20 protein-coding genes are annotated in these 24,298 nt (G+C 46.7%); 18 read left to right on the top strand and 2 right to left on the bottom strand.

Translation table 11 applies throughout. The annotated features are described in order from the left end of the window. The first annotated feature begins 15 nt into the window (after positions 1-15). The 14 genes from murG (at position 16) to nrdR (ending at position 16,183) form a co-directional block, all read left to right on the top strand. Entirely contained in the window at positions 16-1,116 is a 1,101-nt protein-coding gene (gene murG / locus ACN08X_RS04055) for an undecaprenyldiphospho-muramoylpentapeptide beta-N-acetylglucosaminyltransferase (protein WP_419107965.1), read from the top strand. Further along, the gene (gene murC / locus ACN08X_RS04060) at positions 1,109-2,590 is read left to right on the top strand and encodes a UDP-N-acetylmuramate--L-alanine ligase (protein ID WP_419107966.1); all 1,482 of its coding nucleotides are present in this window, start codon (positions 1,109-1,111) and stop codon (positions 2,588-2,590) included. The genes murG and murC overlap by 8 nt, the downstream gene beginning before the upstream one ends. Positions 2,591-2,592: 2 nt before the next feature. Further along, positions 2,593-3,534 (top strand): cell division protein FtsQ/DivIB, encoded by a 942-nt coding sequence (locus ACN08X_RS04065; protein ID WP_419107967.1) that lies wholly within the window; start codon positions 2,593-2,595, stop codon positions 3,532-3,534. 205 nt (positions 3,535-3,739) lie between these two features. Continuing rightward, positions 3,740-4,924: a cell division protein FtsZ gene (gene ftsZ, locus ACN08X_RS04070; protein ID WP_419101883.1), complete on the top strand. Its 1,185-nt coding sequence runs from the start codon at positions 3,740-3,742 to the stop codon at positions 4,922-4,924. Between the two features lie 96 nt (positions 4,925-5,020). Next, complete coding sequence (locus tag ACN08X_RS04075; RefSeq protein WP_419107968.1) at positions 5,021-5,833, top strand: polyphenol oxidase family protein; 813 nt, start codon at positions 5,021-5,023, stop codon at positions 5,831-5,833. Further along, positions 5,833-6,597, top strand: coding sequence for a YggS family pyridoxal phosphate-dependent enzyme (locus ACN08X_RS04080; protein WP_419101881.1), 765 nt, complete (start codon positions 5,833-5,835; stop codon positions 6,595-6,597). Before ACN08X_RS04075 ends, ACN08X_RS04080 begins: the two co-directional genes overlap by 1 nt. Positions 6,598-6,756: 159 nt before the next feature. Further along, a complete protein-coding gene (locus ACN08X_RS04085) occupies positions 6,757-7,458 on the top strand; it encodes a cell division protein SepF (protein WP_419107969.1) in 702 nt (233 codons plus the stop codon). Between the two features lie 5 nt (positions 7,459-7,463). Next, complete coding sequence (locus ACN08X_RS04090; protein ID WP_419101879.1) at positions 7,464-7,766, top strand: YggT family protein; 303 nt, start codon at positions 7,464-7,466, stop codon at positions 7,764-7,766. 350 nt (positions 7,767-8,116) lie between these two features. After that, complete coding sequence (locus ACN08X_RS04095; protein WP_419107970.1) at positions 8,117-8,824, top strand: DivIVA domain-containing protein; 708 nt, start codon at positions 8,117-8,119, stop codon at positions 8,822-8,824. 155 nt (positions 8,825-8,979) lie between these two features. Further along, entirely contained in the window at positions 8,980-9,609 is a 630-nt protein-coding gene (gene lspA, locus ACN08X_RS04100) for a signal peptidase II (protein WP_419101877.1), read from the top strand. Then, the gene (locus tag ACN08X_RS04105; protein WP_419107971.1) at positions 9,606-10,556 is read left to right on the top strand and encodes an RluA family pseudouridine synthase; all 951 of its coding nucleotides are present in this window, start codon (positions 9,606-9,608) and stop codon (positions 10,554-10,556) included. The genes lspA and ACN08X_RS04105 overlap by 4 nt, the downstream gene beginning before the upstream one ends. 50 nt (positions 10,557-10,606) lie before the next feature. Beyond that, a complete protein-coding gene (gene dnaE / locus ACN08X_RS04110) occupies positions 10,607-14,149 on the top strand; it encodes a DNA polymerase III subunit alpha (RefSeq protein ID WP_419107972.1) in 3,543 nt (1,180 codons plus the stop codon). A gap of 58 nt (positions 14,150-14,207) precedes the next feature. Beyond that, positions 14,208-15,584: a histidinol dehydrogenase gene (gene hisD, locus ACN08X_RS04115; protein ID WP_419107973.1), complete on the top strand. Its 1,377-nt coding sequence runs from the start codon at positions 14,208-14,210 to the stop codon at positions 15,582-15,584. 8 nt (positions 15,585-15,592) lie between these two features. Further along, on the top strand, positions 15,593-16,183 hold the full coding sequence (nrdR, locus tag ACN08X_RS04120) for a transcriptional regulator NrdR (RefSeq protein WP_419107974.1): 591 nt from the start codon (positions 15,593-15,595) through the stop codon (positions 16,181-16,183). Between the two features lie 94 nt (positions 16,184-16,277). Here the strand turns inward: nrdR and ppgK are convergent, their stop codons facing one another. Both ppgK and map read right to left on the bottom strand, forming a co-directional pair. After that, positions 16,278-17,123, bottom strand: a complete 846-nt coding sequence (gene ppgK / locus ACN08X_RS04125) for a polyphosphate--glucose phosphotransferase (RefSeq protein ID WP_419107975.1) — start codon at positions 17,121-17,123, stop codon at positions 16,278-16,280. Between the two features lie 29 nt (positions 17,124-17,152). Beyond that, a complete protein-coding gene (gene map / locus ACN08X_RS04130; RefSeq protein ID WP_419107976.1) occupies positions 17,153-18,064 on the bottom strand; it encodes a type I methionyl aminopeptidase in 912 nt (303 codons plus the stop codon). Between the two features lie 245 nt (positions 18,065-18,309). Between map and ACN08X_RS04135 the strand changes: the two genes are divergently transcribed. The 4 genes from ACN08X_RS04135 (at position 18,310) to ACN08X_RS04150 (ending at position 24,297) form a co-directional block, all read left to right on the top strand. Then, positions 18,310-18,507: an SPOR domain-containing protein gene (locus tag ACN08X_RS04135; protein ID WP_419101870.1), complete on the top strand. Its 198-nt coding sequence runs from the start codon at positions 18,310-18,312 to the stop codon at positions 18,505-18,507. 86 nt (positions 18,508-18,593) lie between these two features. Next, positions 18,594-19,511: a 3-methyl-2-oxobutanoate hydroxymethyltransferase gene (gene panB / locus ACN08X_RS04140; RefSeq protein WP_419107977.1), complete on the top strand. Its 918-nt coding sequence runs from the start codon at positions 18,594-18,596 to the stop codon at positions 19,509-19,511. A gap of 172 nt (positions 19,512-19,683) precedes the next feature. After that, positions 19,684-21,024 carry a type I glutamate--ammonia ligase gene (gene glnA / locus ACN08X_RS04145; RefSeq protein ID WP_419101868.1) on the top strand — a complete coding sequence of 447 codons (1,341 nt, stop codon included), beginning with the start codon at positions 19,684-19,686 and terminating at the stop codon, positions 21,022-21,024. A gap of 111 nt (positions 21,025-21,135) precedes the next feature. Further along, complete coding sequence (locus ACN08X_RS04150; protein ID WP_419107978.1) at positions 21,136-24,297, top strand: bifunctional [glutamine synthetase] adenylyltransferase/[glutamine synthetase]-adenylyl-L-tyrosine phosphorylase; 3,162 nt, start codon at positions 21,136-21,138, stop codon at positions 24,295-24,297. The last annotated feature ends 1 nt before the right edge of the window (position 24,298 follow it).

The raw sequence follows: 24,298 nt of genomic DNA on the forward strand, positions 1-24,298 counted from the left end.
ACGGAGACTTAACTCATGACGATAAGCCCCTCCATCGTGTTGGCAGGTGGTGGAACTGCCGGGCATATTAACCCTATGTTGGCTATTGCTCGGGAAGTTACTCGACAAGCACCTGACGCAAAAATTCTTATGGTAGGCACCGAGGACGGTCTGGAAGCAGATATTGTTCCTAAAGCTGGATATAAGATAGATTTCATTTCTCGAGCTCCTTTTCCTCGTCGGCCTAATATTGCGGCAGTGAAGTTTCCTTGGAAATTTATGCAGGGGATTCAAAAAGCTCGTCAGATTCTAGTTTCTTCGGAAGCTGATGTCGTCGTTGGTGTTGGCGGGTATGTTTGCCCTCCCATGTATATTGCTGCGCGCTTGTTGTCTATACCTGTTGTGATTCATGAGGCTAACGCAAAACCAGGGATGGCAAACGTTTTTGGTGCGAAGCGAGCTGCTTTTGTCGGAACAGCTTTTGCTGATACTCAGATTGCGCAGGGGCAACATGTTGGTATGCCGATGCGTGAGAATATTGAGTCTCTTGATTGTGAGTCTTTACGAGAAAAAGCTCGAAAGCGTTTAGGACTTGACCCATCCTTGCCGACTTTAGTTGTAACGGGTGGTTCGTTGGGTGCTAAGAGTCTTAACAATACTATTGAGCAGATTCTTCCTAAGTTACCTCAGTGGAATTTTCAGATTTTGCATATTACGGGGCGTGAGAAGTCACTAAAAACTCCTGAGGGTATGCTCAGACAAACACCACATTATGTGCAACGAGAGTTTATTACCAGCATGGAAGATGTGTATGCTGCTGCTGATCTTTTAGTTGTTCGTTCAGGAGCAGCTACAGTCAGTGAGGTCGCTGCTGTTGGGCTTCCTGCAATTTTTGTTCCGTTGCCTATCGGTAATGGGGAACAAGAGATTAATGCTCGGTCTTTGATTCAAGCAGATGCCGGTATTCTTGTTCACGATGCAGATTTTACTGCTTCGTGGTTTGTAGATCATGTTCCTGCATTATTGGCAGATACGAATAGACTCCGTGAAATGTCAGAAAAATCCTATGCTCAAGGAATCCGTAATGCGGCTTCTACCATGGCAACTGAAGTACTAAAGGCGGCACAGCATGACTAATAATTTGATGAATCTTCAGCTAGAACTCCCTCATCCGTTAACTCCTCCTTTCCCAGAGCGTTTATCTTTGGGCTCTTTGGGTAAAGTTCATTTTGTCGGTATCGGCGGAGCTGGTATGTCTGCCATTGCTCGTCTTATGGTTCAGGCTGGCGTGAATGTTTCTGGTTCTGACCGCGCTGAATCATCGGCTACGGATAGTTTGAGAGAACTAGGTATTGAGATTTCTACTCCACAATCAGCTGAAAATATTGTGGGCGTAGATACTGTTGTGGTTTCTACCGCGATTACGGCTGATAATCCAGAACTTGTGAAAGCTCGAGAACTAGGGCTTCGCGTACTTCATCGTTCTGAAGCATTAGCTGCCACGATGGACACTTCTCGTGTTATTGCGGTGGCTGGAACCCATGGGAAAACAACCACAAGTTCGATGATTTCTGTGACGTTGGGTGCTTTGGGTGCTGATCCTTCTTTTGCGGTTGGTTCTACAATTGCTGGATATGATACGAATGCTCGTTTGAGTTCTTGCCAACAGGGTTCGTGGTTTGTTGCTGAAGCTGATGAATCGGACGGCTCTTTTGTTCGTTACCGCCCTGAGATTGCTGTAGTTACTAACGTCGAACCTGACCATATCGATTTTTATGGAACGGCGGATAAGGTGCATGAGGCTTTTGCCCGGTTCGTTGGTTCTATGCCTGATGATGGTGTTCTTATCGCCTGTATTGATGATGCAGGAGCTAGAGATTTAGCGTCGCGTACAAGTGACGCTGGTTATTCTGTGATTACTTATGGTGAGTCTGAGGATGCTCATGTCCGTCTTTCTGAAACTACCAGTGACGGTGTTGTTTGTTCTTCTCAGGTGACATGGGATTTTACGGTCGGAGAGCAGGAGTACCAAGGCACTGGACAGCTCGTATTGAATGTGCCGGGTAAACACAACCAGCTTAATGCTTTAGCTGCTTTTACGTGTGGTGTTTTGGCTGGTTATGATGCTGATTCCAGTCTTAAATCGGTTGCTCAATTTCAGGGTACTGACCGTCGTTTTACTCTGCGTGGAGTGGTTAACGATATTAGAGTTTTTGATGATTATGCGCATCATCCTACGGAAGTTTTGCGTGCGTTAGAGGCCGGACGAACAGTTGCTGCTGGACATAGTCTTTACGTGCTTTTTCAGCCTCATCTGTTTTCTCGTACTCAAGAGTTTGCTAAAGAATTTGCGCAGGCATTATCAACTGCTGACCGCTCATATGTTTTAGATATTTATCCGGCTCGGGAACTTCCGATTGAGGGAGTTACTAGTGAACTGATTACTGAGGCTGGTTTCTCTGAGGTTCATTATGCTCAGCCTGAAGAGGCTTTGGAGCAGATTCTTTCTCAAGCTCGCCCTGGAGACGTTATTATGACGGTAGGTGCTGGTGATGTGACTTCTTATGGGCCAGAGCTTGTTGAGCGTCTTTTAAAGCGTGCGAAAGTATAGGTATGTCAGACGATCGTACGCAGTTTTCTGCTTTGAAAGATGGAGAGTCTTTGAATGATGCTCCTGTCGTTCGTATTAATTCTTCTAAGGTCAAGCCTATAGAGGAAGATTCTTTGGTGAGTGCGCGTTCTCGTCGTTTTGCTCAGTGGCGTTCTGCTCGTTCTGCTGCGAAAGAGTCTTCTTCTGTGGGGCAACAGAATAGTTCTGATGCTATTTCTGTATCGTCTCAGTCTTCTTCTGGCGTGTTGTCGTTTTCTCGTGAGTCAGTTAAACGTTGGATTTATACGTTGCTGGGTCTTTTGGTGATTGCGGCGATTTTTGTGGGAATAGTTTTTTATTCTCCGCTTTTGGCTATTAAAACGATTACGGTGCAGGGGGCTTCTTTACTGTCGACTGCTTCGGTGGAGGAGAAGTTACGTGGTTTAGAGGGTGTTCCTTTGACTCGTGTGAGTGATCAGGAAGTTGCTGATTTGATTGGTCATCAGCAGGTTCTTCGAGGTGTTTCTATTTCTGCTCGGGCTCCTCACGAATTGATTGTTACTTTGCATGAACGTATTCCGGTGGCTGCGGTGCGGGAAGGTTCAGAGTATGTCTTAGTTGATAGTGAAGGTGTGATGCTGTCTCGGGTGGATTCTTTGGAAGCTAGTGGTGTTCCTTTGATTGCTGGGGGTAGTGCTATTGTGAACACTCCGCAGTTTAAGACGGTGACTCGGGTTCTTGAATCTTTGCCTCGTGATTTGTTATCGATGGTAACTGAGGCGAAAGCTGATTCTACTTCGACGATTACTTTGATGATGGGGGACGATCGTCAAGTTTTGTGGGGTACGACTGCTGATAGCGACCTTAAAGCTAAAGTTCTTATTGAACTTATGAAGGCATTGGGCGAGGACTCTCAAATTAAGGTTTTTGATGTCTCAAGTCCCTTGGTTCCTACGACTCGATAGCTCAACTTAAACTTGAACTTTGGGTGTAATTCTTATTTTTTCGAGAAAATATCCTGTTTTTTTGACATGTAGAGCGACAGAACCTCTGTAGTGTTGGTACGCTTCTAGTTGAAATACACGTAAGTCGAATAAATATCATTCAACATAAAGTTGAAGGTTTGGTGTTTATTCATCAATAATTCCTAAAAATCGTTAGAGGGACTTCATGGACGCAAATACCCCCCAGAACTACCTAGCAGTCATTAAAGTCGTCGGTATCGGCGGCGGCGGTGTCAACGCTGTCAACCGTATGATTGAGGTTGGTCTTCGCGGTGTCGAGTTCATCGCAATTAACACTGACGCGCAAGCGCTCTTGATGTCAGATGCAGATGTTAAGCTCGACGTTGGACGTGAACTAACCCGTGGTCTTGGTGCAGGTGCAAACCCTGAGGTTGGACGTCAAGCTGCAGAAGATCACGAACAAGAAATTGAAGAAGTTCTTAAAGGCGCAGACATGGTGTTCGTGACTGCTGGCGAAGGCGGCGGTACTGGTACCGGTGGCGCTCCCGTTGTTGCTCGCATTGCTCGCTCTTTGGGTGCTTTGACGATTGGTGTTGTTACCCGTCCCTTTACCTTCGAAGGACGCCGCCGTTCTAACCAAGCAGAGACCGGCATCGCAGCTTTGCGTGACGAAGTTGACACCTTGATTGTTATTCCTAACGATCGTTTGCTCTCTATTTCAGATCGTAACGTCTCCATGTTGGACGCTTTCAAATCTGCAGATCAGGTACTGCTCTCTGGTGTCCAAGGAATCACTGACCTCATCACCACCCCCGGTTTGATTAACCTTGACTTCGCAGACGTTAAGTCTGTGATGCAAGGGGCTGGTTCTGCGCTGATGGGTATCGGCTCAGCTTCTGGTGAAGACCGTGCCGTAAAAGCAGCAGAGCTTGCTATTGCTTCACCTCTTCTTGAAGCATCCATCGACGGCGCACACGGCGTGCTCCTATCGATTCAGGGTGGTTCAGATTTGGGACTATTCGAAATCAACGAAGCTGCTCGTTTGGTTCAGGAAGTTGCACACCCCGACGCAAACATTATTTTCGGTGCTGTTATTGATGACGCGCTCGGCGATGAAGCTCGTGTGACCGTTATTGCTGCTGGTTTTGATTCTGTCAATCCTGAAACGAACGCTAACGGAAATAGCTCATCTGCCCAGCAATCTGCACAGCAGAACTCACCATTCGGCGCGTCTGCAAAGACTCAGACCTCTCAGGCTCCTGCAGTAAACTCTTGGCAGTCTCAGGGCAACGACGTACCTAACAACGCTGGTTTTGATGTAGATCTTCCACCGGTCGTTGAAGAAGCTCCTCGTAAAGATTCTTTGGACGTTCCTGACTTCCTCAAGTAATCCTGTAAAAGGCAAAGCTCTTGGCATAGACATTTCATCGTATCTATCGCCGGGAGCTTTGCCTTTTTCGTATCCATTTTTCTTCTTAAGGACATCATGAGTTCACCGCTGATTGCACATACGATTGAAACTTTGCACGAACGTTCTATACATATTGCTTTTAGCTCTATATCAGCAGGAAACTTAGGATTACATGTAGGACAGAATTTCTTAGACGTTCTTAAAAACCGTGAACGTCTTGAACAGTATTTAGGTTTGGGTTCAGAACATTTCACGTATGTGAATCAGGTGCACGGTGTTGAGGTTATCGATGTCGATACACAGTACCTTCAGCCAATCATGCCTGATACTTTTCAGGAACGAGAACGTGTGGCATATGCACAGTCTTTGTTGGCGGACGCGCCTCAAGCCGATGCCATGTTTTCTGTTCAGGGAAAACCTCTCGCTATTATGGTGGCCGATTGTATTCCTGTGATTTTTACTGCTGAATGTTCTGCTACAAATTTTCCGTTGATTGCGGTTGCTCATGCGGGTCGACGAGGGCTACTCGATGGTGTCTTACAACAGACCGTAGAATCATTAGTGCGCCAAGGAGCAGAAAAACTGACCGCTTGGATAGGTCCTTCTATTTGCGGCCAATGCTATGAAGTTCCCCCAGCAATGCAGGAGGATTCTGCTCAGATTCTTCCTGATCTTCGATGTGAGAGTCGCTGGGGCACGAGTGCTTTAGATTTGCCGGCCGGAGCTGAACAAGCTCTACGCCAGATGCCCTATGAGATAAGAATTAACAGTTCGTTAGCCTGCTGTACTTTTGAAAACCAGAACTTATTTTCTCATCGTAGAGGGGACCCTCACGGTCGTTTTGCGGGTCTTGTGTGGGTTGAGAATCTTATGAAAAGGGGATTCTAATGTTAACGTATACTGCTGAACGCGCAGAAGAGCTAAAACACAATCTTATACGTGTACAAGAACGTATTAGCCGTGCTGAACAGGACTATTCGGGTTCTCGTAATGCCCAAAGCCATAAAGTTGAGCTCACTGTCGTAACGAAGTTTTTTCCTGTAACAGACGTTTTAGCTCTTTATCATGCGGGGGTTCGTTCTGTGGGCGAGAATCGCGACCAAGAAGCTCATGAGAAGGCGTATGCTATTGAACCGATGAATGATCCTCAGGATTCTTTGCGTTGGTCTTTTATCGGGCAGTTGCAACGGAATAAAGCAAAGTCTGTTGTGCGTTATGCGCACGAGGTGCATTCTGTTGACAGACTTTCTTTAGTGGATGCTCTGGCTAAAGCTAAAGCTCAATGTGCTCAGGATAGAGCAGAATCACGAGTTGCTGGGTCGCTATCTTGTTTTGTGCAAGTTAATTTATCTGCTGATTCTGGTGATAATTCTTCACGTGGTGGCGCTGTCGGAGATGATGTCTTTCGTATTGCTGAGCGTCTTGAACAGTGTGAGGGTTTATCCTGTGCCGGAGTGATGGCTGTTGCGCCTTTGGGGGGTGACGCCGAGAGAAGTTTTGAAACGCTCTACGGTATTTCTCAGGAGTTACAAGAGCACTTTCCTCAAGCATGGGAGATTTCTGCTGGTATGAGCGGAGATTTAGAAGAAGCTATTCGCTGGGGTTCAACCAGGGTTCGTATTGGTTCGGAAATTATGGGTTCACGTTGTTAAGTGGTGGGAGAATACGCTAGTTTATTGTTCTATTTTTTCTTTATTAGGCGCGTTTTCCTATCCTAAAGAACCCTAGAATTGATACTGTGAAACATTGAAGAAGCAACTACACCGGATATTGAGTTTTTGTAGCCGGTTACGTTATAGATGGAGTGAAAAATGGCAGGGCGTACATTTCATCAGGCGATGTCATTCCTTGGTTTAGGGGAACAGGCAGAACCTGCGCGAAATCGTGCACATGAGCGTTACGATGATTTCGATGATTATGCGGAAGAATATGACGATGACTACGGTCAGAATCGTGATGTTCTTTATAATTTTCCTGATGACGAGTACGACCAGTATCCTGTAGAAGAGGATACTTCTCGAGTTATGTCTCATGATTCAGTATCTGACCAGCGAGAAGATTTGTATCTTGCTGGTGAGGAGAAGGACGAGCAGAAGTACGAACCAACGTACGATATGTCGCCTTCAGAGCATCAAACTGAAAAACCTTTGGTATCCTCAAACGCTGTGGAGCGCACTCCTCAGCGTATTCAACCTCATGACGAAAGCGAAGAAGAATTGCGCCTCATCACTACTGTTCACCCACGCTCCTATAACGACGCTAAGACCATCGGCGAAACTTATCGTAGTAATATCCCCGTTATCATGAATGTCACTGAGATGACAGAATCTGATGCGAAACGCCTTATCGATTTTTGTGCCGGTTTAACTTTCGCTCTGCAAGGTAATTTAGAGCGGGTTACTGAAAAAGTATTTCTTCTGACTCCATCGAATGTTGAGGTTTCCGGTTCAAAGGGTACTGAAGTTCCTGTAGCGCTTGACAGTGAGTCTCTCGACTTCTTTAACCAAGGCTAAAACACATGGTTGGTTACCTCTTAGCTTTACTGAATATCCTTGTCTTTACCCTGTATTTTGCGTTGCTTTTACGGCTGGTATTTGACTGGGTACAAATGTTTTCACGTTTTTGGAGGCCTCAAGGTGTGTTCTTGGTGGTGGCCTCTGCGGTATATGCAATAACTGATCCTCCTTTAAATGCTTTGCGGCGTCTTGTTCCGCCGTTGCGAGTGGGAGGCATGTCGTTAGATTTAGGGTTTTTGATTCTTATCTTCGCGATTATGATTATCAATAACTTCCTTTTCCGATTAATCTTTATGTTTTCTTAAAGCAAACTCTCCTTAGATGAACTGGAGGATGCATAAGAGTAGTAGTCTGGTATAAAGAATGTTTTATGGTGGGCGGTTATAAGCTCGAGATTCTTATCCGCTAATATCGGCGACTAACGACGGTGCAACGCAGATGAAGATCTCGTGTTCAAAACAATGGTTCTCATATTTTTTGGGATAATTGAAGAATTTTCCACGATAAAACGGCAATTCTACGTGAACTCACGTGTATCCTAGTTGCTGAGTTTAAAAAACTAGGAAGAATTTTCAGAGAGTAGCGGTGTTTTAGGGATGATGCATCGCTACGTCGGGGAGTCCAGAAAAAGCTTGAATTTAGAGGTGAATATTTAGTGGCACTTACACCAGAAGCCGTCATCAACAAACGGTTCCAGGCAACCAAATTTAAAGAGGGGTACAACCCTGAGGAAGTTGACGACTTCCTCGACGAAATTGTTGTTGAGTTGCGTCGTCTTAACAGCGAAAATGCAACACTCAAACGAAACCTTGAAGAAGCCGAAAGTCGTTTGTCTCAGGCTCAAGAACAGCTAGAGCAGGCAGAAGCCCAAGGCAGCTCCGTTGTTGCTTCTACCGTTGAAGAGCAGACTGCCCCTGTTGCTGCCGCCGCCGCAGTTGCAGAACCTCAGGCTGCTACAAGCACAGACCCCGAAGCTACCGACGCAGCAGAAGCTGCTACTGGTGGTCTCGGCATGGGCACGAATAGTGCGGCTGGATTGCTTGCTATGGCTCAGAAAGTCCACGATGATTACATCTTCCAAGGCGAGACAGAGCGTGAGCGTCTCATTAGCGAAGCACGTGAGGAGTCTGCGCGACTACTGACCTCCGCCCAAGAAGAGCGTTCCAAAGTTCTGGGTGACCTTGAACAGAACAAAGTTAACCTTGAAGCTACTGTCGAGAAACTGCGCGGATTCGAGAAGAAATACCGTGAAGGTATGCGAAAGTACATCGAAGCGCAACTTCAAGATTTGGAGAGTGCTCCTTCTGTTGAGAGTAAACTTGACTCAACAGCTACTCCTACCGGTAGCTCCTTCATGCGCTAAAATCTTAGATTAGAGCTTTTGACGGGATAGTGGGAAGCATCATTATGATGCCTCACTATCCCGTCAGTTTATATAAAATAGTGATTCAGAGCTGATACTGAATCGGTAACAATCGATTACGTCAACTCGATATGCCGCTTGAGGACTTGTCACAGATGGGAAAAGAACACCGGATGTCCAAAGAACAGAATCATCGTGCCCATAGCTCAGGTCCGTCTGAACCCCGCCCATGTGTGCGTACCTTATCTGCCTTCCCTAAACTAATCGTGGTATTGATGACGGTGCTGATTGCCTATGGGGCAGATCAAGGTACCAAGTACCTTGTCGAAACGACGATGACTTTAGGGGAAAAGATTCCTGTCGTTCCAGGGGCTATTCGTTGGTATTACATTCTCAACTCTGGTGCAGCCTTCTCTCTTGGCACTGGCTATACCATGGTATTTACCTTGATGATGGTGGTTGCCGTGCTGGTATGCTTATGGTGTCTTGTCAGAGCACAATCAACAGTATGGGTTTTTTCCTTAGCGTTATTGTTAGGTGGCGTATTGGGGAACTTGACCGATAGACTTTTGCGCCCGCCAGGATTTGGTGTTGGGCATGTTGTAGATTTTATTTCTATCGGAAACTTCGCCATTTTTAACATTGCTGACTCATGTATTTGTATCGCAATGGCACTTATCGTCTTGCAGAATTTTCGTTCTATTCGTCTTGACGGAACGTACGATTATTCTCAGAAGAAGAATTCTCATACCATCGAGCAGGAAAGTCACGAAAGCAACGCATGAGCCAAAGAATTACGTACCAGAGTGTTGTTGAAGAGTTTGCCGGTTTACGTCTTGACGCCGCTCTGTCTGAAAGCCTTAACATCGCAAGGACCTTGGCTGCAAGCTGGATTAAAAATGGCGATGTTCAAGTGACTGATGCCTCCGGGCGTAGAGTTAAGGTCGCTAAAAGTTACAAACTTTCACGTGGTGACCATATACAGGTTGACGCGCCAACACCTCGAGATTTAAGCGATATTACCCCTCAGCTGGTTGATGGGTTTTCCATTATCTATGAGGACGAAGATATTGTTGTCGTTGATAAACCGGCTGGGGTAGCGGCTCATCCGTCTCCGGGGTGGCATGGGCCTACAGTGCTAAGCGCTTTAATGGGCTTAGGAGTGAGTATCTCTACCTCTGGAGCTGCTGAACGCCGAGGCATCGTCCATCGTTTAGATGTTGGAACATCTGGTGTTATGGTGGTAGCAAAGAATGAGCATTCATATAGTTTTCTTAAACGTGCCTTCAAAGAACGTACGGTTAAAAAGCTTTACCACACCTTAGTTCAAGGCATACCAGACCCTTTAGAAGGTACTATCAACGCTCCTATCGGGAGACACCCCGGACACGAATGGCGTTTTGCTGTCGTTGAGGGCGGCCGTGACTCTATCACTCACTATCAGGTGGTAGAGGCTTTTGGTCGAGCCAGCTTGGTGAACGTACACTTAGAAACAGGCCGTACCCACCAGATTCGTGTCCACTTTTCAGCGTTGAACCATCCTTGTTGTGGAGACCTTACCTATGGCGCAGATCCCTCGTTGAGCGCACATCTAGGGCTTACCCGTCAATGGTTACATGCTCATATTCTTGAATTTGAGCATCCTGTCAGCGGGAAGAACATGACATTCACCAGTGAATACCCTCAAGACCTTGAGTATGCTTTAGAGTCGTTAAGAGAAGGAACATTCTAGGATTATCCCTAGAAGAAGAAACCATCGAAGCTAGAGGAAAGAAGAATAACGTGAGCGGTAAAGGTTTTACTCATCTACACGTACACACCGAGTATTCTATGCTCGATGGTGCAGCGCGCCTGACGGAGCTCTTTAGCCGTGCTAAAGAGCTGAATATGGATGCCATGGCAACGACAGACCACGGTTTTCTCTTTGGGGCTTTTGACTTTTGGCAAAAAGCAAATGATGCGGGTGTTAAACCCATTATTGGTCTTGAAGCGTACGTCACCCCTGGTACTCACCGGACAGACCGTAGCCGTGTACGTTGGGGTGAACCAAACATTTCTGAATATGGTGACGTTTCTGGTGGTGGTGCGTATACCCATATGACGTTGTGGGCAGAAACCACTCAAGGTATGCATAACCTCTTTAGAGCGTCCTCTCTAGCCTCTCTCGAAGGCCACTTTTATAAGCCTCGTATGGACCGTGAGCTATTGCAGACTTATGGCAAAGGACTGATTGGGACAACAGGGTGCCCCTCTGGAGAAGTTCAGACTCGCCTACGCCTTGGACAATATCAAGAAGCTCTTCAAGCTGCCTCCGATTTTCGAGATATTCTCGGTGCTGAGAATTACTATTGTGAGCTCATGGATCACGGCATCGGCATCGAAAAAGTTGTTGTTGAAGATTTGATGCGTCTCGCTCGAGATTTAAAGCTTCCACTCGTCGCTACCAACGATTTGCACTACACTCATGAACACGACGCTCAAGCGCACGCGGCGTTGCTCTGCGTGCAATCTGGTACCACGCTGCAAGACCCTAAACGTTTTAAGTTCGACGCTTCAAACTTTTACCTTAAATCTCCAGAAGAAATGCGAGAACTGTACCGTGACTTCCCTGAAGCTTGCGATAACACTCTCGAAATTGCCGAACGTTGTAATGTAGAGTTCAACACCAACGCAAACTATATGCCAGCGTTCCCCACCCCAGAGGGGGAGAACGAGGAATCATGGTTCGTCAAAGAAGTTGAAAAAGGGCTACACTTCCGCTTCCCCAAAGGTGTACCAGATGAGGTACGTCGACAAGCAGAATACGAAGTTGAAGTTATCTCAAAGATGGGGTTCCCCGGCTACTTCTTGGTGGTTGCTGACTTCATTAACTGGGCTAAAAATAATGGTATTCGTGTTGGGCCTGGGCGTGGTTCTGGTGCAGGTTCAATGGTTGCATACGCGATGCGTATTACTGAGCTCAACCCCCTAGAACATGATTTGCTCTTCGAACGTTTCTTGAACCCTGAGCGTGTGAGCATGCCTGACTTCGACGTGGACTTTGACGATCGTCGCCGTTCTGAGGTGATTCACTATGTCACTGAAAAATATGGTGAAGATAAAGTTGCGCAGATTGTTACCTACGGAACGATTAAAGCAAAACAAGCTCTCAAAGATTCTTCTCGCGTGCTGGGTTATCCCTTCTCGATGGGTGACCGCCTGACCAAGTTAATGCCACCAGATGTTCAGGGTAAAGGCATGACGTTGAAAGAAATTATTGATGAGAAGTCAGCACGCTATGGCGAAGCCTCTGATATGCGCGCTCAACTTCGTGAAGACCCTGAATGTCAGAAAGTCTTTGACACGGCTCTTGGCTTAGAAGGACTTAAACGTCAGTGGGGTGTACACGCTGCAGGTGTTATCATGTCGAGCCATGATTTGCTAGATTTGATTCCTATTATGCGCCGTGAACAGGACGGGCAAATTATTACCCAATTTGATTACCCAACGTGTGAAACTCTTGGGCTCATCAAGATGGACTTTTTGGGTCTGCGTAACCTAACAATCATCTCTGATGCTATTGAAAACATTAAACTAAACCGTGACTTCTTCCTTGACTTGGATGCGTTGTCTCTAGACGATAAAGAATCCTATGAGTTGCTAGCGCGCGGTGAAACATTAGGCGTATTCCAGCTTGACGGTGGCCCGATGCGTTCTTTGCTGAAAATGATGCAGCCGGATAACTTTGAAGATATTTCCGCGGTTTTGGCTCTGTACCGTCCTGGACCTATGGGCGCAAACTCTCACACGAACTATGCGTTGCGTAAGAACGGACAACAAGAAGTCACACCTATTCACCCAGAGCTAGATGAGCCGCTGGCTGATATTCTCAATACCACCTACGGTTTGATTGTGTATCAAGAGCAGGTTATGGCTATTGCACAGAAATTAGCAAACTATACTCTGGGTGAAGCAGACTTGTTGCGTCGTGCAATGGGTAAGAAGAAAAAAGAAGAACTTGACCGGCAGTATGAGAGCTTCCATCAAGGAATGCTATCGAATGGATATTCTGAAGAAGCTATTAAAGCGTTGTGGGATGTCCTGCTTCCCTTCTCCGCCTACGCATTTAATAAATCCCACACTGCAGCTTATGGTCTAGTCTCTTATTGGACGGCTTATTTGAAAGCACATTACCCTCAAGAATATATGGCTGCTTTGCTTACCTCTGTGGGCGACGATAAAGATAAACTTGCCTCGTATCTCAACGAGTGTCGCCACATGGGTATTACGGTATTGCCTCCAGACGTTAACGAATCCGAGTTGAACTTTACTCCTGTCAATGACGATATCCGCTTTGGAATGGGCGCAATCCGTAACGTTGGTGCCCCTGTAGTCGCTGCACTAGTTAGTGCGAGAACAGAAAAGGGCCGTTTCGAATCTTTCCAAGATTTTATGAATAAGGTTCCTCTCACCGTGTGCAATAAGCGAACCGTTGATTCGTTGATTAAGGCTGGTGCATTCGATGAGTTCGGGCAAAGTCGGCGTGCATTATCTTCTATCCACGAAGAAGCAGTTGATTCTGCTGCTTCTGTTAAACGTCGTGAAGCAACCGGACAGTTTGACCTTTTCGGTAGCTTAGGGCTTGACGATGAAGGTTTAGGTAACGAGTCTATTCTGCAAATTCCTGATATCCCTGAGTGGGAAAAACGTGATAAATTGAATTTTGAACGTGAGATGTTGGGTCTATATATCTCAGATCATCCGCTCAAAGGTCTAGAAAATCAGCTTGATGCTTTGTCGACTTCGTCAATTTTGTCTCTTTTTGATGAAGAATCATCAGTTCAGGATGGGGCGATGGTCACTATCTCTGGCATGATTACCTCTGTTACTCGACGTATAGCAAAAAAGAGCGGTAACCCGTATGCTCGTGTTGAGTTTGAGGACCGTACTGGATCCATTGAAGTCATGTTCTTTGGGCGCATTTATGAACCGATTGCCCCTATTCTGGCCGATGATCTTATCTGCACCATTAGAGGTCGTTTACAACGTCGAGATGATGGTTCTGTCAGTATTAGTGCTCAAGAAATAAAGGTTCTTGAACTAACTGCCGGTGATGCGACTGGGCCTGTGACGATTTCTATCCCCGAATACAAAGCAACGGAAGAGATGTTGTTAGAGCTTCAGCAGATTCTCAAGAACCATCCTGGGGAAGCTGAAGTACGTATCGCGTTAGGTACCCGTACCGGTAAAACCTTGATGCGTCTTGGCAATCACTTGCGTGTGACTGCTGATTCGTCTTTCTACGGTGACATAAAAGTTCTTTTAGGCCCAACGTGTTTGGAATAAAAGCTACTGTTTGTGCACCGTTCTGATTTTATCTCTCTAACACAGTAGAATGAAACATATGAGCACATCTGCAGAAGACCAAAAATATTTGCCCCCTAAACTTTCTCTTTTAGATGTACGGGGGAAAGATTACAGCTATACGCAGTTGCGTGCTCTCATGCCTCGTCAAAGCTCTGAGTATGTTGGTAATGCTCAACAAACTGTTGAAGAGATTATTTCCGGTGTCAAAAATTCTGGTGCGGATTATATTCGTGAATTAGCGGAACGTTTTGACGGCGTGCACCAGCGTTCTCTTCGCGTGCCTGAATCAGCACTTGAGGATGCCTTGGAAGGTCTCGATTCGAAAGTTCGAGCAGCATTAGAAATTTCTATTGAACGCAACCGTATTTTTGCTCAAGCACAACGTCCTCAAGACACCACGATTGAAGTAGCTCCTGGCGCTCAGCTTACTAATAGGTGGACACCTGTTCGACGTGTTGGTCTATACGTTCCGGGAGGGTTGGCAGTATACCCCTCCTCGGTGATAATGAACGCGGTCCCCGCACAGGCTGCAGGGGTTGAATCTATCGTATTATGCAGTCCTCCACAAAAAGAATTTGATGGATTGCCTCATCCAACCATTTTGGCGGCTGCGGCACTGCTTGGAATCCGTGAGGTATGGGCTATTGGCGGTGCTCAGGCATTAGCTGCCATGGCTTATGGTATAGAAGACATTGACGACGAACTAACCTGTGTCGATACCATTACCGGTCCCGGAAATATTTTTGTTGCTTTAGCTAAGCGTGCCTTACAGGGGGTTGTGGGTGTTGACGGTGAAGCTGGCACCACTGAAATTGCCGTGATTGCAGATGAGTCTGCCCATGCAGAATACGTGGCAGCTGATTTAATCTCACAAGCAGAACATGACCCTAACGCTGGTTCTATCCTGATTACAGAATCCCTAGAATGCGCTGAACAGGTATCTCAAGCTATTGCCCGTCAATCATCAGCCACGAAACACCGAAAACGTGTGAAAACTGCTCTTGAAGGACCCCAATCAGGAATTATTCTGACAGATTCTTTAGAACAGTCCATACGTGTTGCTGATGCTTATGCTGCTGAGCACCTTGAAATTCACACAAAGAATCCCGAAGAGGTTGCTCAACGTGTTCGTAACGCTGGAGCTATCTTTATTGGCCCGTATTCTCCAGTTCCTCTTGGTGATTATGCTGCTGGTTCAAACCACGTACTACCAACCTCTGGTACAGCTTCTTTCGCATCAGGTCTTAACACCTCAACCTTTATGAAGGTTGTCCAGCTTATTGAATATTCTCAACCTGCGTTAGAAGACATTGGCGACCACATCGTGACCTTGGCACAGGAAGAAGACCTCCCTGCACACGGCGAGGCCATTACTATTCGTGCTGTTGATGATTCTTCTGAAGCAAGGAGGTAAAAGCTCTGATGAACTGCCCCTTTTGTCATGAGGAAGGTTCACGCGTAATTGATTCGCGCGTGATTGAAGACGGCAGCGCGATTCGTCGCCGCCGTTTATGCGATAACTGTGGAGACCGTTTCACGACGTATGAAACAACGGGTATATCTGTTGTGAAACGCTCGGGTGTGACAGAACCTTTTAAACGGGAAAAAATTGTGAATGGCTTACGTAAAGCCTGCCAAGGCAGACCTGTGAGCGAAGACGATTTAGCAAAACTTTCACAAGAAGTTGAAGAAAAAATTCGTTCTTTGGGAGATAACCGTGTAAAAGCTCATACTGTCGGATTAGCCATTCTTGAACCGTTATCGCGACTAGACGCTGTTGCTTATCTTCGTTTTGCCAGCGTATATCAGAACTTCGAGAGTCTAGAAGATTTTGAGAAAGCTATCGAAGGACTACGCGATACATATAAGAGTTATTCTGCTGATCTCTCACTCAATGACGAGATACCTCAAAGTGTTGATGGTGAAGGACAAAAAACATCTTCTCACCCTTCAGAAGATATCTTGTCTCAAGGGCAACACGATGAGGGACCAGAACAACCAACTCTTTTATAACGAACACATAAAAAAGAACCTTCTGAGAAAGAAAACGGTCTCCTCAGAAGGTTCTTTTTTTGTCCCAATCAATGAGGGAGCAAACGATGGCCTTTTAGCTCTCTTGTTCAGCTGCTAGTCTTTGGCGCTCGCCTTCAACAAACCCGAAAGCCCATAGTGCGGCTCCTACGATGCCGGCGTTATTCCGTAATGCGGCCATGACCATCGGGATATCAAGATCATCTTCGAAATATGGCATGAATTTTTCAGGATTTTTAGAGATTCCACCACCGATAATAAACAAGTCGGGGGAGAACAACAACGTTAGATGACTGAAATAACGGTGTAACCGTTTACCGTATTTCTTCCATGAGAGGTCATCTCGTTCACGTGCTCGCGCAGAGGCACGAGACTCTGCATTTTCTCCGTCTAATTCTAGGTGACCTAACTCCGTGTTAGGGATGAGCTGTCCATTGAGGATAAGGGCAGAGCCGATACCTGTGCCTAAGGTAATAACAGCGATGAGCCCTTGTTTGTCTCGTCCTTGTCCGTAGTATGCTTCTGCAAGTCCGGCAGCGTCAGCATCATTGAGAGCGTAGACTGTTCGTCCGCCGAGAGCTTCGGACATTAATTGTTCGATGTTAACGCCAATCCATGATTTATCTACATTAGCGGCTGATAACGCAACGCCGTTTTTGACGATAGCTGGAAAATCAACGCCGATAGGAGAATCTTCAGATGGTGCTACAGGCCGTGACTGAAGTTCTTGAACAATGTCAGCAACAACTTGTGCACATGCTGCTGGTGTTGCTGGAGACGGCGTGGGGATACGGAATCGATCTGAAACAAGCTCTCCGGTACGAACATTGACGATACCGCCCTTGATACCGGTTCCACCAATATCAATACCAATGGTGAGATCTTCACATAATACGTGTGTTGTGGCGTTCTCTGAAGTCATAGATTCTCCTGATAGAGGTTGAGGGGAGGCTAAATAGAAGGAAGGGTAAGAATATCTGCACCGTCTTCGGTCACCACGAGAGTATGCTCAAATTGTGCAGAGCGTTGACGGTCTTTCGTGACGACTGTCCAATCGTCTTTCCATAGTTCCCACTCAATTCCGCCGAGAGTGAGCATTGGCTCAATCGTAAAAATCATGCCCACTTCCATGACCGTGTTATACGCTGGTGCAGCATCGTAGTGAGGGATGATGAGTCCTGAATGGAATTCTCGCCCTACACCGTGTCCGGTGAAATCTCGAACGACTCCATACCCAAAACGAGCAGCGTATTTTTCAATTACTCGACCAATAACATTAATTTCTCGCCCAGGTTTTACAGCTTTAATTGCACGGTCAAGAGATTCCTTGGTTCGTTCAACAAGAAGGCGTGATTGCTCATCAACATCACCGATGAGTAATGTCACGTTAGTATCTCCGTGCACACCATTTTTATAGGCTGTGACGTCAAGATTGAGAATATCTCCATCTTCTAAAACAGTGCTATCAGGAATTCCATGGCAAATCACTTCATTGAGCGATGTACACACCGACTTGGGATACCCTCGGTATTCTACGGTTGATGGGTACGCCCCATGATCACAAATGTATTCGTGAACGATGACGTCAAGGACATCAGTTGTGACACCAGGGGCAGCAGCTTTTGCTGCTTCAGCAATAGCGTTTGCTGCAATAGTGCCAGACTCTCGTACTAGTTCAATTTCTTCAGGCGTATACATATTAGAGTCGTAGCCTTCACGAGCTTCGGCTTTTCCCACGTATTCGGGGCGTTCAATATGTGTAGGGACTGGTCTAATAGGTGTGACTACTCCTGGTGTTAAACAGCCGATAGGTGCTTGCCCTGGGGTTGCAGGAAGATTATGTGAAGTGGAAAATTTAGCCATAGATTTATCCTAACTTGTCAAAGAGCGAGGCTCGTTGTTCTACTCTTCTTTCATAGAACGGATATTTTGCCGTATCTTGGCAAATAACGGCAGAAAATATTACTCATGCCAAAAAAATAGAGAATCTATAAGGCATCTTAGAGAACGGTTCTAGAGTAGGCTGTGAGGTATACCTCCATCTTGTGAGAATATCTCACGTCATGATGCTAGAAGTGTCATATATATCATCAGAGAAAGGGACTCCTATGAGTAAAGACTACTTACCCGGACCAGAAGAAAATGAGTACTGGTATAACTTAAAAACACGACAGGTACAACAAGGAAACCTTGGACTAGGCACTGATTTATGGGGACCTTACCCAAGTTATGAGGAAGCCTTACACGCTATGGAAAAAGCAAAACAACGCAACGAAGAATGGGACGAAAACAACGATTCTTGGTAGTACCCTCCAGCTTGAACTTAAAGTGTGAAAGGTATTCTGAGATTCTGCTGAGGTAAATACAGGATGATAGCGGTAGACTTTTATCTATGAGTTCTACACCTGCTTCTGAAGAAAACGCGCCCTATAACGCTCAAAAAACCACGGAATCTTCCACACGAGAAGAACTAACATCTCACCAACCAAGTGTTTTTGACAACGTACGAAAGATTCGTACTGTTCACTTGAACGCGGCAAAAGCAGCTGGCGAAAAATTTGCGATGCTCACTTGCTACGATTACCTGACAGCACAAATTTTTGACGCCGCAGGAATCGAATTGCTCCTTGTCGGAGATTCAGCTTCAAATAATGTCCTCGGATATGAATCTACCTTAGCTATTACTGTTGATGAGATGATTCCACTTGTTGCTGCTGTATCTCGTGGAGCACAGCGTTCAATGGTTGTTGCAGATTTACCTTTCGGCTCATATCAGGCTTCCCCCGCTCAAGCAGTTGAGACAGCAAGCCGGTTCATGAAAGAAGGCGGTGCTCACGCTATTAAAATGGAAGCAAGCTCCGCCTACGCCGAACACGTAAAAGCCGTAACACAAGCGGGGATTCCTGTGATGGCACATATTGGGTTCACCCCACAATCCGAGCATGCCCTTGGTGGTTTCAGAATTCAGGGACGTGGCGAGAGCCGAGAAAAAATTCTTCACGATGCGCTAACCCTCACAGAAGCCGGAGCTTTCTGTCTCCTCATGGAAATGGTGACAGAAGACGTTGCAGAATCTGTGAACAACGCAGTAGGAGATATCCCCACCATCGGTATTGGTGCAGGATCCTCGACAACCGGTCAAGTTCTCGTATGGCAAGATGCTTTTGGGCTACGCCAAGGAAAAATGGCACGCTTTGTCAAACAATACGCACATATTGCTGAAGAACTCACTCATGCCGCAAAAACCTATCGGGAAGAAGTCCGTCAGGGCATCTACCCGGGGCCTGAACATATCTTTAAAAACTCATAGAGATAGACCGTTGATGATATCTCATCAACACCGCTACTGGAGTTTTAAAAAAGAACTCCACTCGTTCTCTGACATGATACGTCTAAAAGCGGAGAAAAAATGAGAGAACTTATACAGTGTAGACAGAAACCTATTACAGTCACCGACGACTAAAAATATTACGAGGAGTACCATGGACCGCCAACAAGAATTTGTTTTGCGCACTATCGAAGAACGCGATGTGCGTTTTGTCCGAATGTGGTTTACCGATGTCGTCGGAACACTCAAGTCAGTTGCCCTCGCACCTGCAGAAGTCGAAAGTGCTTTTGCAGAGGGACTCGGGTTCGACGGCTCATCCATCGAGGGGCTATCCCGTATCTACGAATCAGATATGCTTTTGCAGCCTGACCCCGCAACATTCCAAATTCTTCCCTGGCGTGGTGATGAAGAACCCACCTCCCGTATGTTCTGCGATCTTCTCACACCCGACGGCAAACCCAGCGCAGCAGACACTCGAGGCGTTCTCAAACGTACCCTTGAAAAAGCGGCAAGTATGGGTTTTACCTGCTACACCTCACCAGAAATTGAGTTCTACCTCCTCAAATCCAAAGAGCTAGGACCTAACGGGTTCCCCATCCCTGTAGACTCAGAATCCTACTTTGACCACACACCGGGGGGAGTCGTCCAAGACTTTCGTCGTAGAGCCGTGACCATGCTTGAAGAAGTCGGAATCTCCGTCGAATTCTCTCACCACGAAGCTGGTCCCGGACAGAACGAAATTGACCTCCGCCATGCGGATGCACTGCAAACTGCAGATAATATTATGAGCTTCCGCACCGTCATCAAAGAAGTTGCACTCGCCCAGAATATCTACGCAACATTTATGCCTAAACCTTTCACCGAACACCCCGGGTCAGGCATGCACACACACTTTTCTCTCTTTGAAGGCGATACCAACGCCTTCTTCGAAGCTGGAGCAGAATACCAACTTTCACGTACTGCACGGCACTTTATCGCTGGTATCCTCAAACACGCACCAGAGTTTACATCTGTCACAAACCAGTTCGTGAACTCTTATAAACGACTCTGGGGCGGGGGAGAAGCACCCAGCTACGTATCGTGGGGACACAACAACCGCTCTGCACTCGTGCGTGTGCCACTCTATAAACCTAATAAGATGCAATCAGCGCGCATCGAATACCGTGGTATTGACTCCGCTGTGAACCCTTACCTTGCATATGCTGTTATCCTCGGCGCAGGCCTTAAAGGTATTGAAGGCGAATACGAACTTGGGCCAGCAGTAGTAGAAGACCTACAAGCCATGAGTTCTGCAGAACGTCGTGCAATGGGATACCACGCATTACCGTTCTCCCTACATGATGCCATCCATAAAACAGAAGAATCTGAATTTATGGCAGAAATACTAGGAGAACAGGTCTTTGAACAATTTCTTCGCAATAAGCGCACCGACTGGGAAGCATACCGCGCTGAGGTAACCCCATACGAACTTAAAAACAATCTAGGAATCCTCTAAAAAATAGGGTAGAACCAGCATCCAACGTCTCATGCTAGTTCTACCCTATTCTTCTACTACTATGAGCAAGCACCGGCACCCCTTCAACTATGGGCAGGGAAAGGACACACCGTGCCACCTACACAACCGGCAACAGGAACGCTGAGTATTGAAGAACTCGAACGTCGCGCACAACTAAGCCAAATGGTCGCTATCGGATTCTTTGACGCACAAAAAAGTCTGCGCTGGCTTGACGCCCCCGAGCTTAAGAAGATTGACCGAGAAAAACTCTTTGAGGGACTGCGCTATAGTCCATCACCAGATAGCGCACTCATAAGTCTCGTGCGCCTACTAGAAAAAGCGCCACAACTAGAAAAAACCCTCAACGCAGAACAAACTCCTCTCGCAATATATCGCTTGCTTGGAGCATCTGAAGCTCTCGGAGATTTTTTGCTCCGGCACCCAGAACATCTTGACGTCTTAACCTCCCCTCAAGAACATTTACTTGAAGAACCCTGCCCGCCCACACTATTACCAGAGAAAGACCACGAACACCTCTGCCCACAAGCACCATTAGACACCCAATACCGCCGTTCTCTTCTCAAAGCTCTTGGCGCCAACCCCGAAGACGAAAACCCTACGGCTCAAAGCTACGACAAAAACGCGTATATTACACTTCGTACGCTCTACCGTCGTTACCTCTGCGAAATTGCTGTCTGCGACCTCGCCGCAGACAACCCTCAAAAAATTATGCCTCTGGTGAGTCGAAAACTCGCTGACCTCGCGTCTGCTGCCTTAGACGGAGCACTCGCTATTGCCCGTGCAGAAGCTAACACAAAGTGGGGGGAAAACAATACACAACAAGTACAACTATCTATTATTGGTATGGGAAAATGCGGAGCCCGAGAACTCAACTACATCTCTGACGTCGACGTTATGTATGTTGTCGATACTAAGACCCTACCTGAATCAGAAACACCACTAACCGATGAACAAGTCTCACGTATCGCCTCAGAAATCGTTCAGACTATCTCAAAAGTTATTATGTCCCCAGCCAGTGAACCTGCACTCTGGGAACTTGACCCAAACCTTAGACCTGAAGGGAAAGACGGCGCCCTCGTAAGAACCATCGATTCCTATACCTCCTATTATCAACGATGGGCAGAAAACTGGGAATTTCAAGCACTTCTTAAAGCACGCCCCATCGCAGGTAACGCAGACCTCGGCTACCGATGGATGCAAAAAATTACCGGATTCATCTGGGAATCCTCAAATAGAGAAGGCTTCGTCTCCTCCGTACAAAAAATGCGCGCTCGCGTGACCGAAAATATCCCTGCACAGCATCGGGAACGCCAACTTAAACTTGGGCCTGGCGGACTACGAGACATTGAGTTTACCGTACAACTTTTGCAACTGGTCCACGGGCGTTTTACCCCCTCCGTGAGAACTCAAGCCACTACAGACTCCCTGCAAGCGTTAAGTAAAGCAAGTTTTATCGGGCGTGCTGACGCACAGAGTTTTGAAGAACACTATCAGAAGATTCGTCTGATGGAGCACCGTCTGCAACTTCGGTACATGCGGCGGACGCACCTCATGCCCGAAAAAGATGAAGATATTAGGGTGCTGGCACGCGCTATTACTTCTCCTGAACATATCGGTGAACAGACCGCACAAGGACTCATCAAAGACTGGACAAAAACTAAACGTGCCATTCGTTCTTTGCATGAGCGTCTTTTCTTCCGCCCTCTTCTGGCGGCTGTCTCGCATTTATCTCAAAGTGAAGTTGCGTTAACACCTGAAGAAGCTCAGGCTCGTCTAGGAGCTTTAGGCTATAAAGATACACGAACAGCGATGCGACATATCCAAGCCCTCACCCAAGGTATTAAACGTAGCGCTGAGATACAACGTACACTCATGCCAGTGCTTTTAGGATGGTTCGCGCAAGGTGTAGACCCAGACGCCGGATTATTAGGTTTTCGTCGACTATCAGAGTCCTTAGGTACAACACCATGGTATCTGAGGATGCTCAGAGACTCTCCTGCAGCGGCTGAACGAGTCTGCCAGATTCTCTCGAGTTCCCGTTTCATCACGGACCTTCTTGAAGACGCACCAGAATCTATCGCATGGTTAGACCATCAAGAAGATTTACTTCCGTGTAGTGTTGAGGCGTTACAAGAAGTCTTGCACAATAGTCTGATACGACATGAAGATACCGCCGATGCAATCCGAAGTGTGAGGATGATTCGTCGCCGTGAAATTCTTCGTATTGCTATGGGTGAAGCCATCAATTTCTTGAGCCTCGAACAAACCATGCAGGCTCTAACGACTATCGACCAAGTTACGGTTGAAGCGGCACTGAACATTGTTCTTCGCGAACGTTACACTCGTACTCAACAAGAACCGAAAACTCAAGTGTGCATCATTGCGATGGGACGACACGGCGGATTTGAGATTGGCTACGGATCAGATGTGGATGTGATGTACGTACATGAGCCGTGTGAGGGGATTGATGAAAGTGTTGCTGCCTCTGAAGCAACAGAGATTATTCATCGAATGGTACAGATCCTCAAACAGCCGTGTACGCCACCTTTGAGAGCGGAAAAGATTCTTGATATTGATGCAAACCTCCGTCCTGAAGGAAAATCTGGGCCGATGGTTCGCTCATTGGCATCGTTTAGAGAATACTACGAGCGTTGGGCTGATACATGGGAGTATCAGGCGTTGCTTCGTGCTCGTCCCTTTGCTGGGTCTAAAGCACTCGGAGAAAAGTTTATGAACTTGATTGCACCGTATCGTTATCCTGCCACGATTACCATGCAGCAGGTGATGGATATTCGGCGCGTTAAAGCCCGCGTTGAGAACGAGAGGATGCCACAAGGTGCTGATAGAAACCGGCAACTTAAATTAGGCCGCGGTAGCTTATCTGACGTGGAGTGGCTGATTCAGATGATTCAGCTTTGCTGCGCCTCTAAAATCCCCACTCTTCAAGTGACCAGTACTCTACAAGCCTTAGAACAGGCGAAAATAGCTGGATTATTGAAAGAATCTGATGCGAGGATTCTTAGCCGAGCATGGAAACTAGCAACGAAAATTCGAGGATGCCAGATGCTCAGAACAGGACGTCCTTCTGACGTTTTGACGAGTACACGTATTGACCTTGAAGCGATTGCGAGATGGTGCGCCTACCCTTCAGGTCATACACGTGAACTTGAAGAAGATTATCTGCGAGCAACTAGGCAAGCCCGACAAGTTTTTGAACGCCTTTTCTTTGACACTGATTTTCGCCAGTTGTAGA

Source organism: Rothia sp. P6271, assembly GCF_048512995.1.
Classification (GTDB): domain Bacteria; phylum Actinomycetota; class Actinomycetes; order Actinomycetales; family Micrococcaceae; genus Rothia.

Bases quoted from the DNA above. Each gene is read 5' to 3' on its own strand.
- murG (WP_419107965.1), top strand. From the start codon at position 16: ATGACGATAAGCCCCTCCATCGTGTTGGCAGGTGGTGGAACTGCCGGG.
- murC (WP_419107966.1), top strand. From the start codon at position 1,109: ATGACTAATAATTTGATGAATCTTCAGCTAGAACTCCCTCATCCGTTA.
- ACN08X_RS04065 (WP_419107967.1), top strand. From the start codon at position 2,593: ATGTCAGACGATCGTACGCAGTTTTCTGCTTTGAAAGATGGAGAGTCT.
- ftsZ (WP_419101883.1), top strand. From the start codon at position 3,740: ATGGACGCAAATACCCCCCAGAACTACCTAGCAGTCATTAAAGTCGTC.
- ACN08X_RS04075 (WP_419107968.1), top strand. From the start codon at position 5,021: ATGAGTTCACCGCTGATTGCACATACGATTGAAACTTTGCACGAACGT.
- ACN08X_RS04080 (WP_419101881.1), top strand. From the start codon at position 5,833: ATGTTAACGTATACTGCTGAACGCGCAGAAGAGCTAAAACACAATCTT.
- ACN08X_RS04085 (WP_419107969.1), top strand. From the start codon at position 6,757: ATGGCAGGGCGTACATTTCATCAGGCGATGTCATTCCTTGGTTTAGGG.
- ACN08X_RS04090 (WP_419101879.1), top strand. From the start codon at position 7,464: ATGGTTGGTTACCTCTTAGCTTTACTGAATATCCTTGTCTTTACCCTG.
- lspA (WP_419101877.1), top strand. From the start codon at position 8,980: ATGGGAAAAGAACACCGGATGTCCAAAGAACAGAATCATCGTGCCCAT.
- ACN08X_RS04105 (WP_419107971.1), top strand. From the start codon at position 9,606: ATGAGCCAAAGAATTACGTACCAGAGTGTTGTTGAAGAGTTTGCCGGT.
- hisD (WP_419107973.1), top strand. From the start codon at position 14,208: ATGAGCACATCTGCAGAAGACCAAAAATATTTGCCCCCTAAACTTTCT.
- nrdR (WP_419107974.1), top strand. From the start codon at position 15,593: ATGAACTGCCCCTTTTGTCATGAGGAAGGTTCACGCGTAATTGATTCG.
- ppgK (WP_419107975.1), bottom strand. From the start codon at position 17,123: ATGACTTCAGAGAACGCCACAACACACGTATTATGTGAAGATCTCACC.
- map (WP_419107976.1), bottom strand. From the start codon at position 18,064: ATGGCTAAATTTTCCACTTCACATAATCTTCCTGCAACCCCAGGGCAA.
- ACN08X_RS04135 (WP_419101870.1), top strand. From the start codon at position 18,310: ATGAGTAAAGACTACTTACCCGGACCAGAAGAAAATGAGTACTGGTAT.
- panB (WP_419107977.1), top strand. From the start codon at position 18,594: ATGAGTTCTACACCTGCTTCTGAAGAAAACGCGCCCTATAACGCTCAA.
- glnA (WP_419101868.1), top strand. From the start codon at position 19,684: ATGGACCGCCAACAAGAATTTGTTTTGCGCACTATCGAAGAACGCGAT.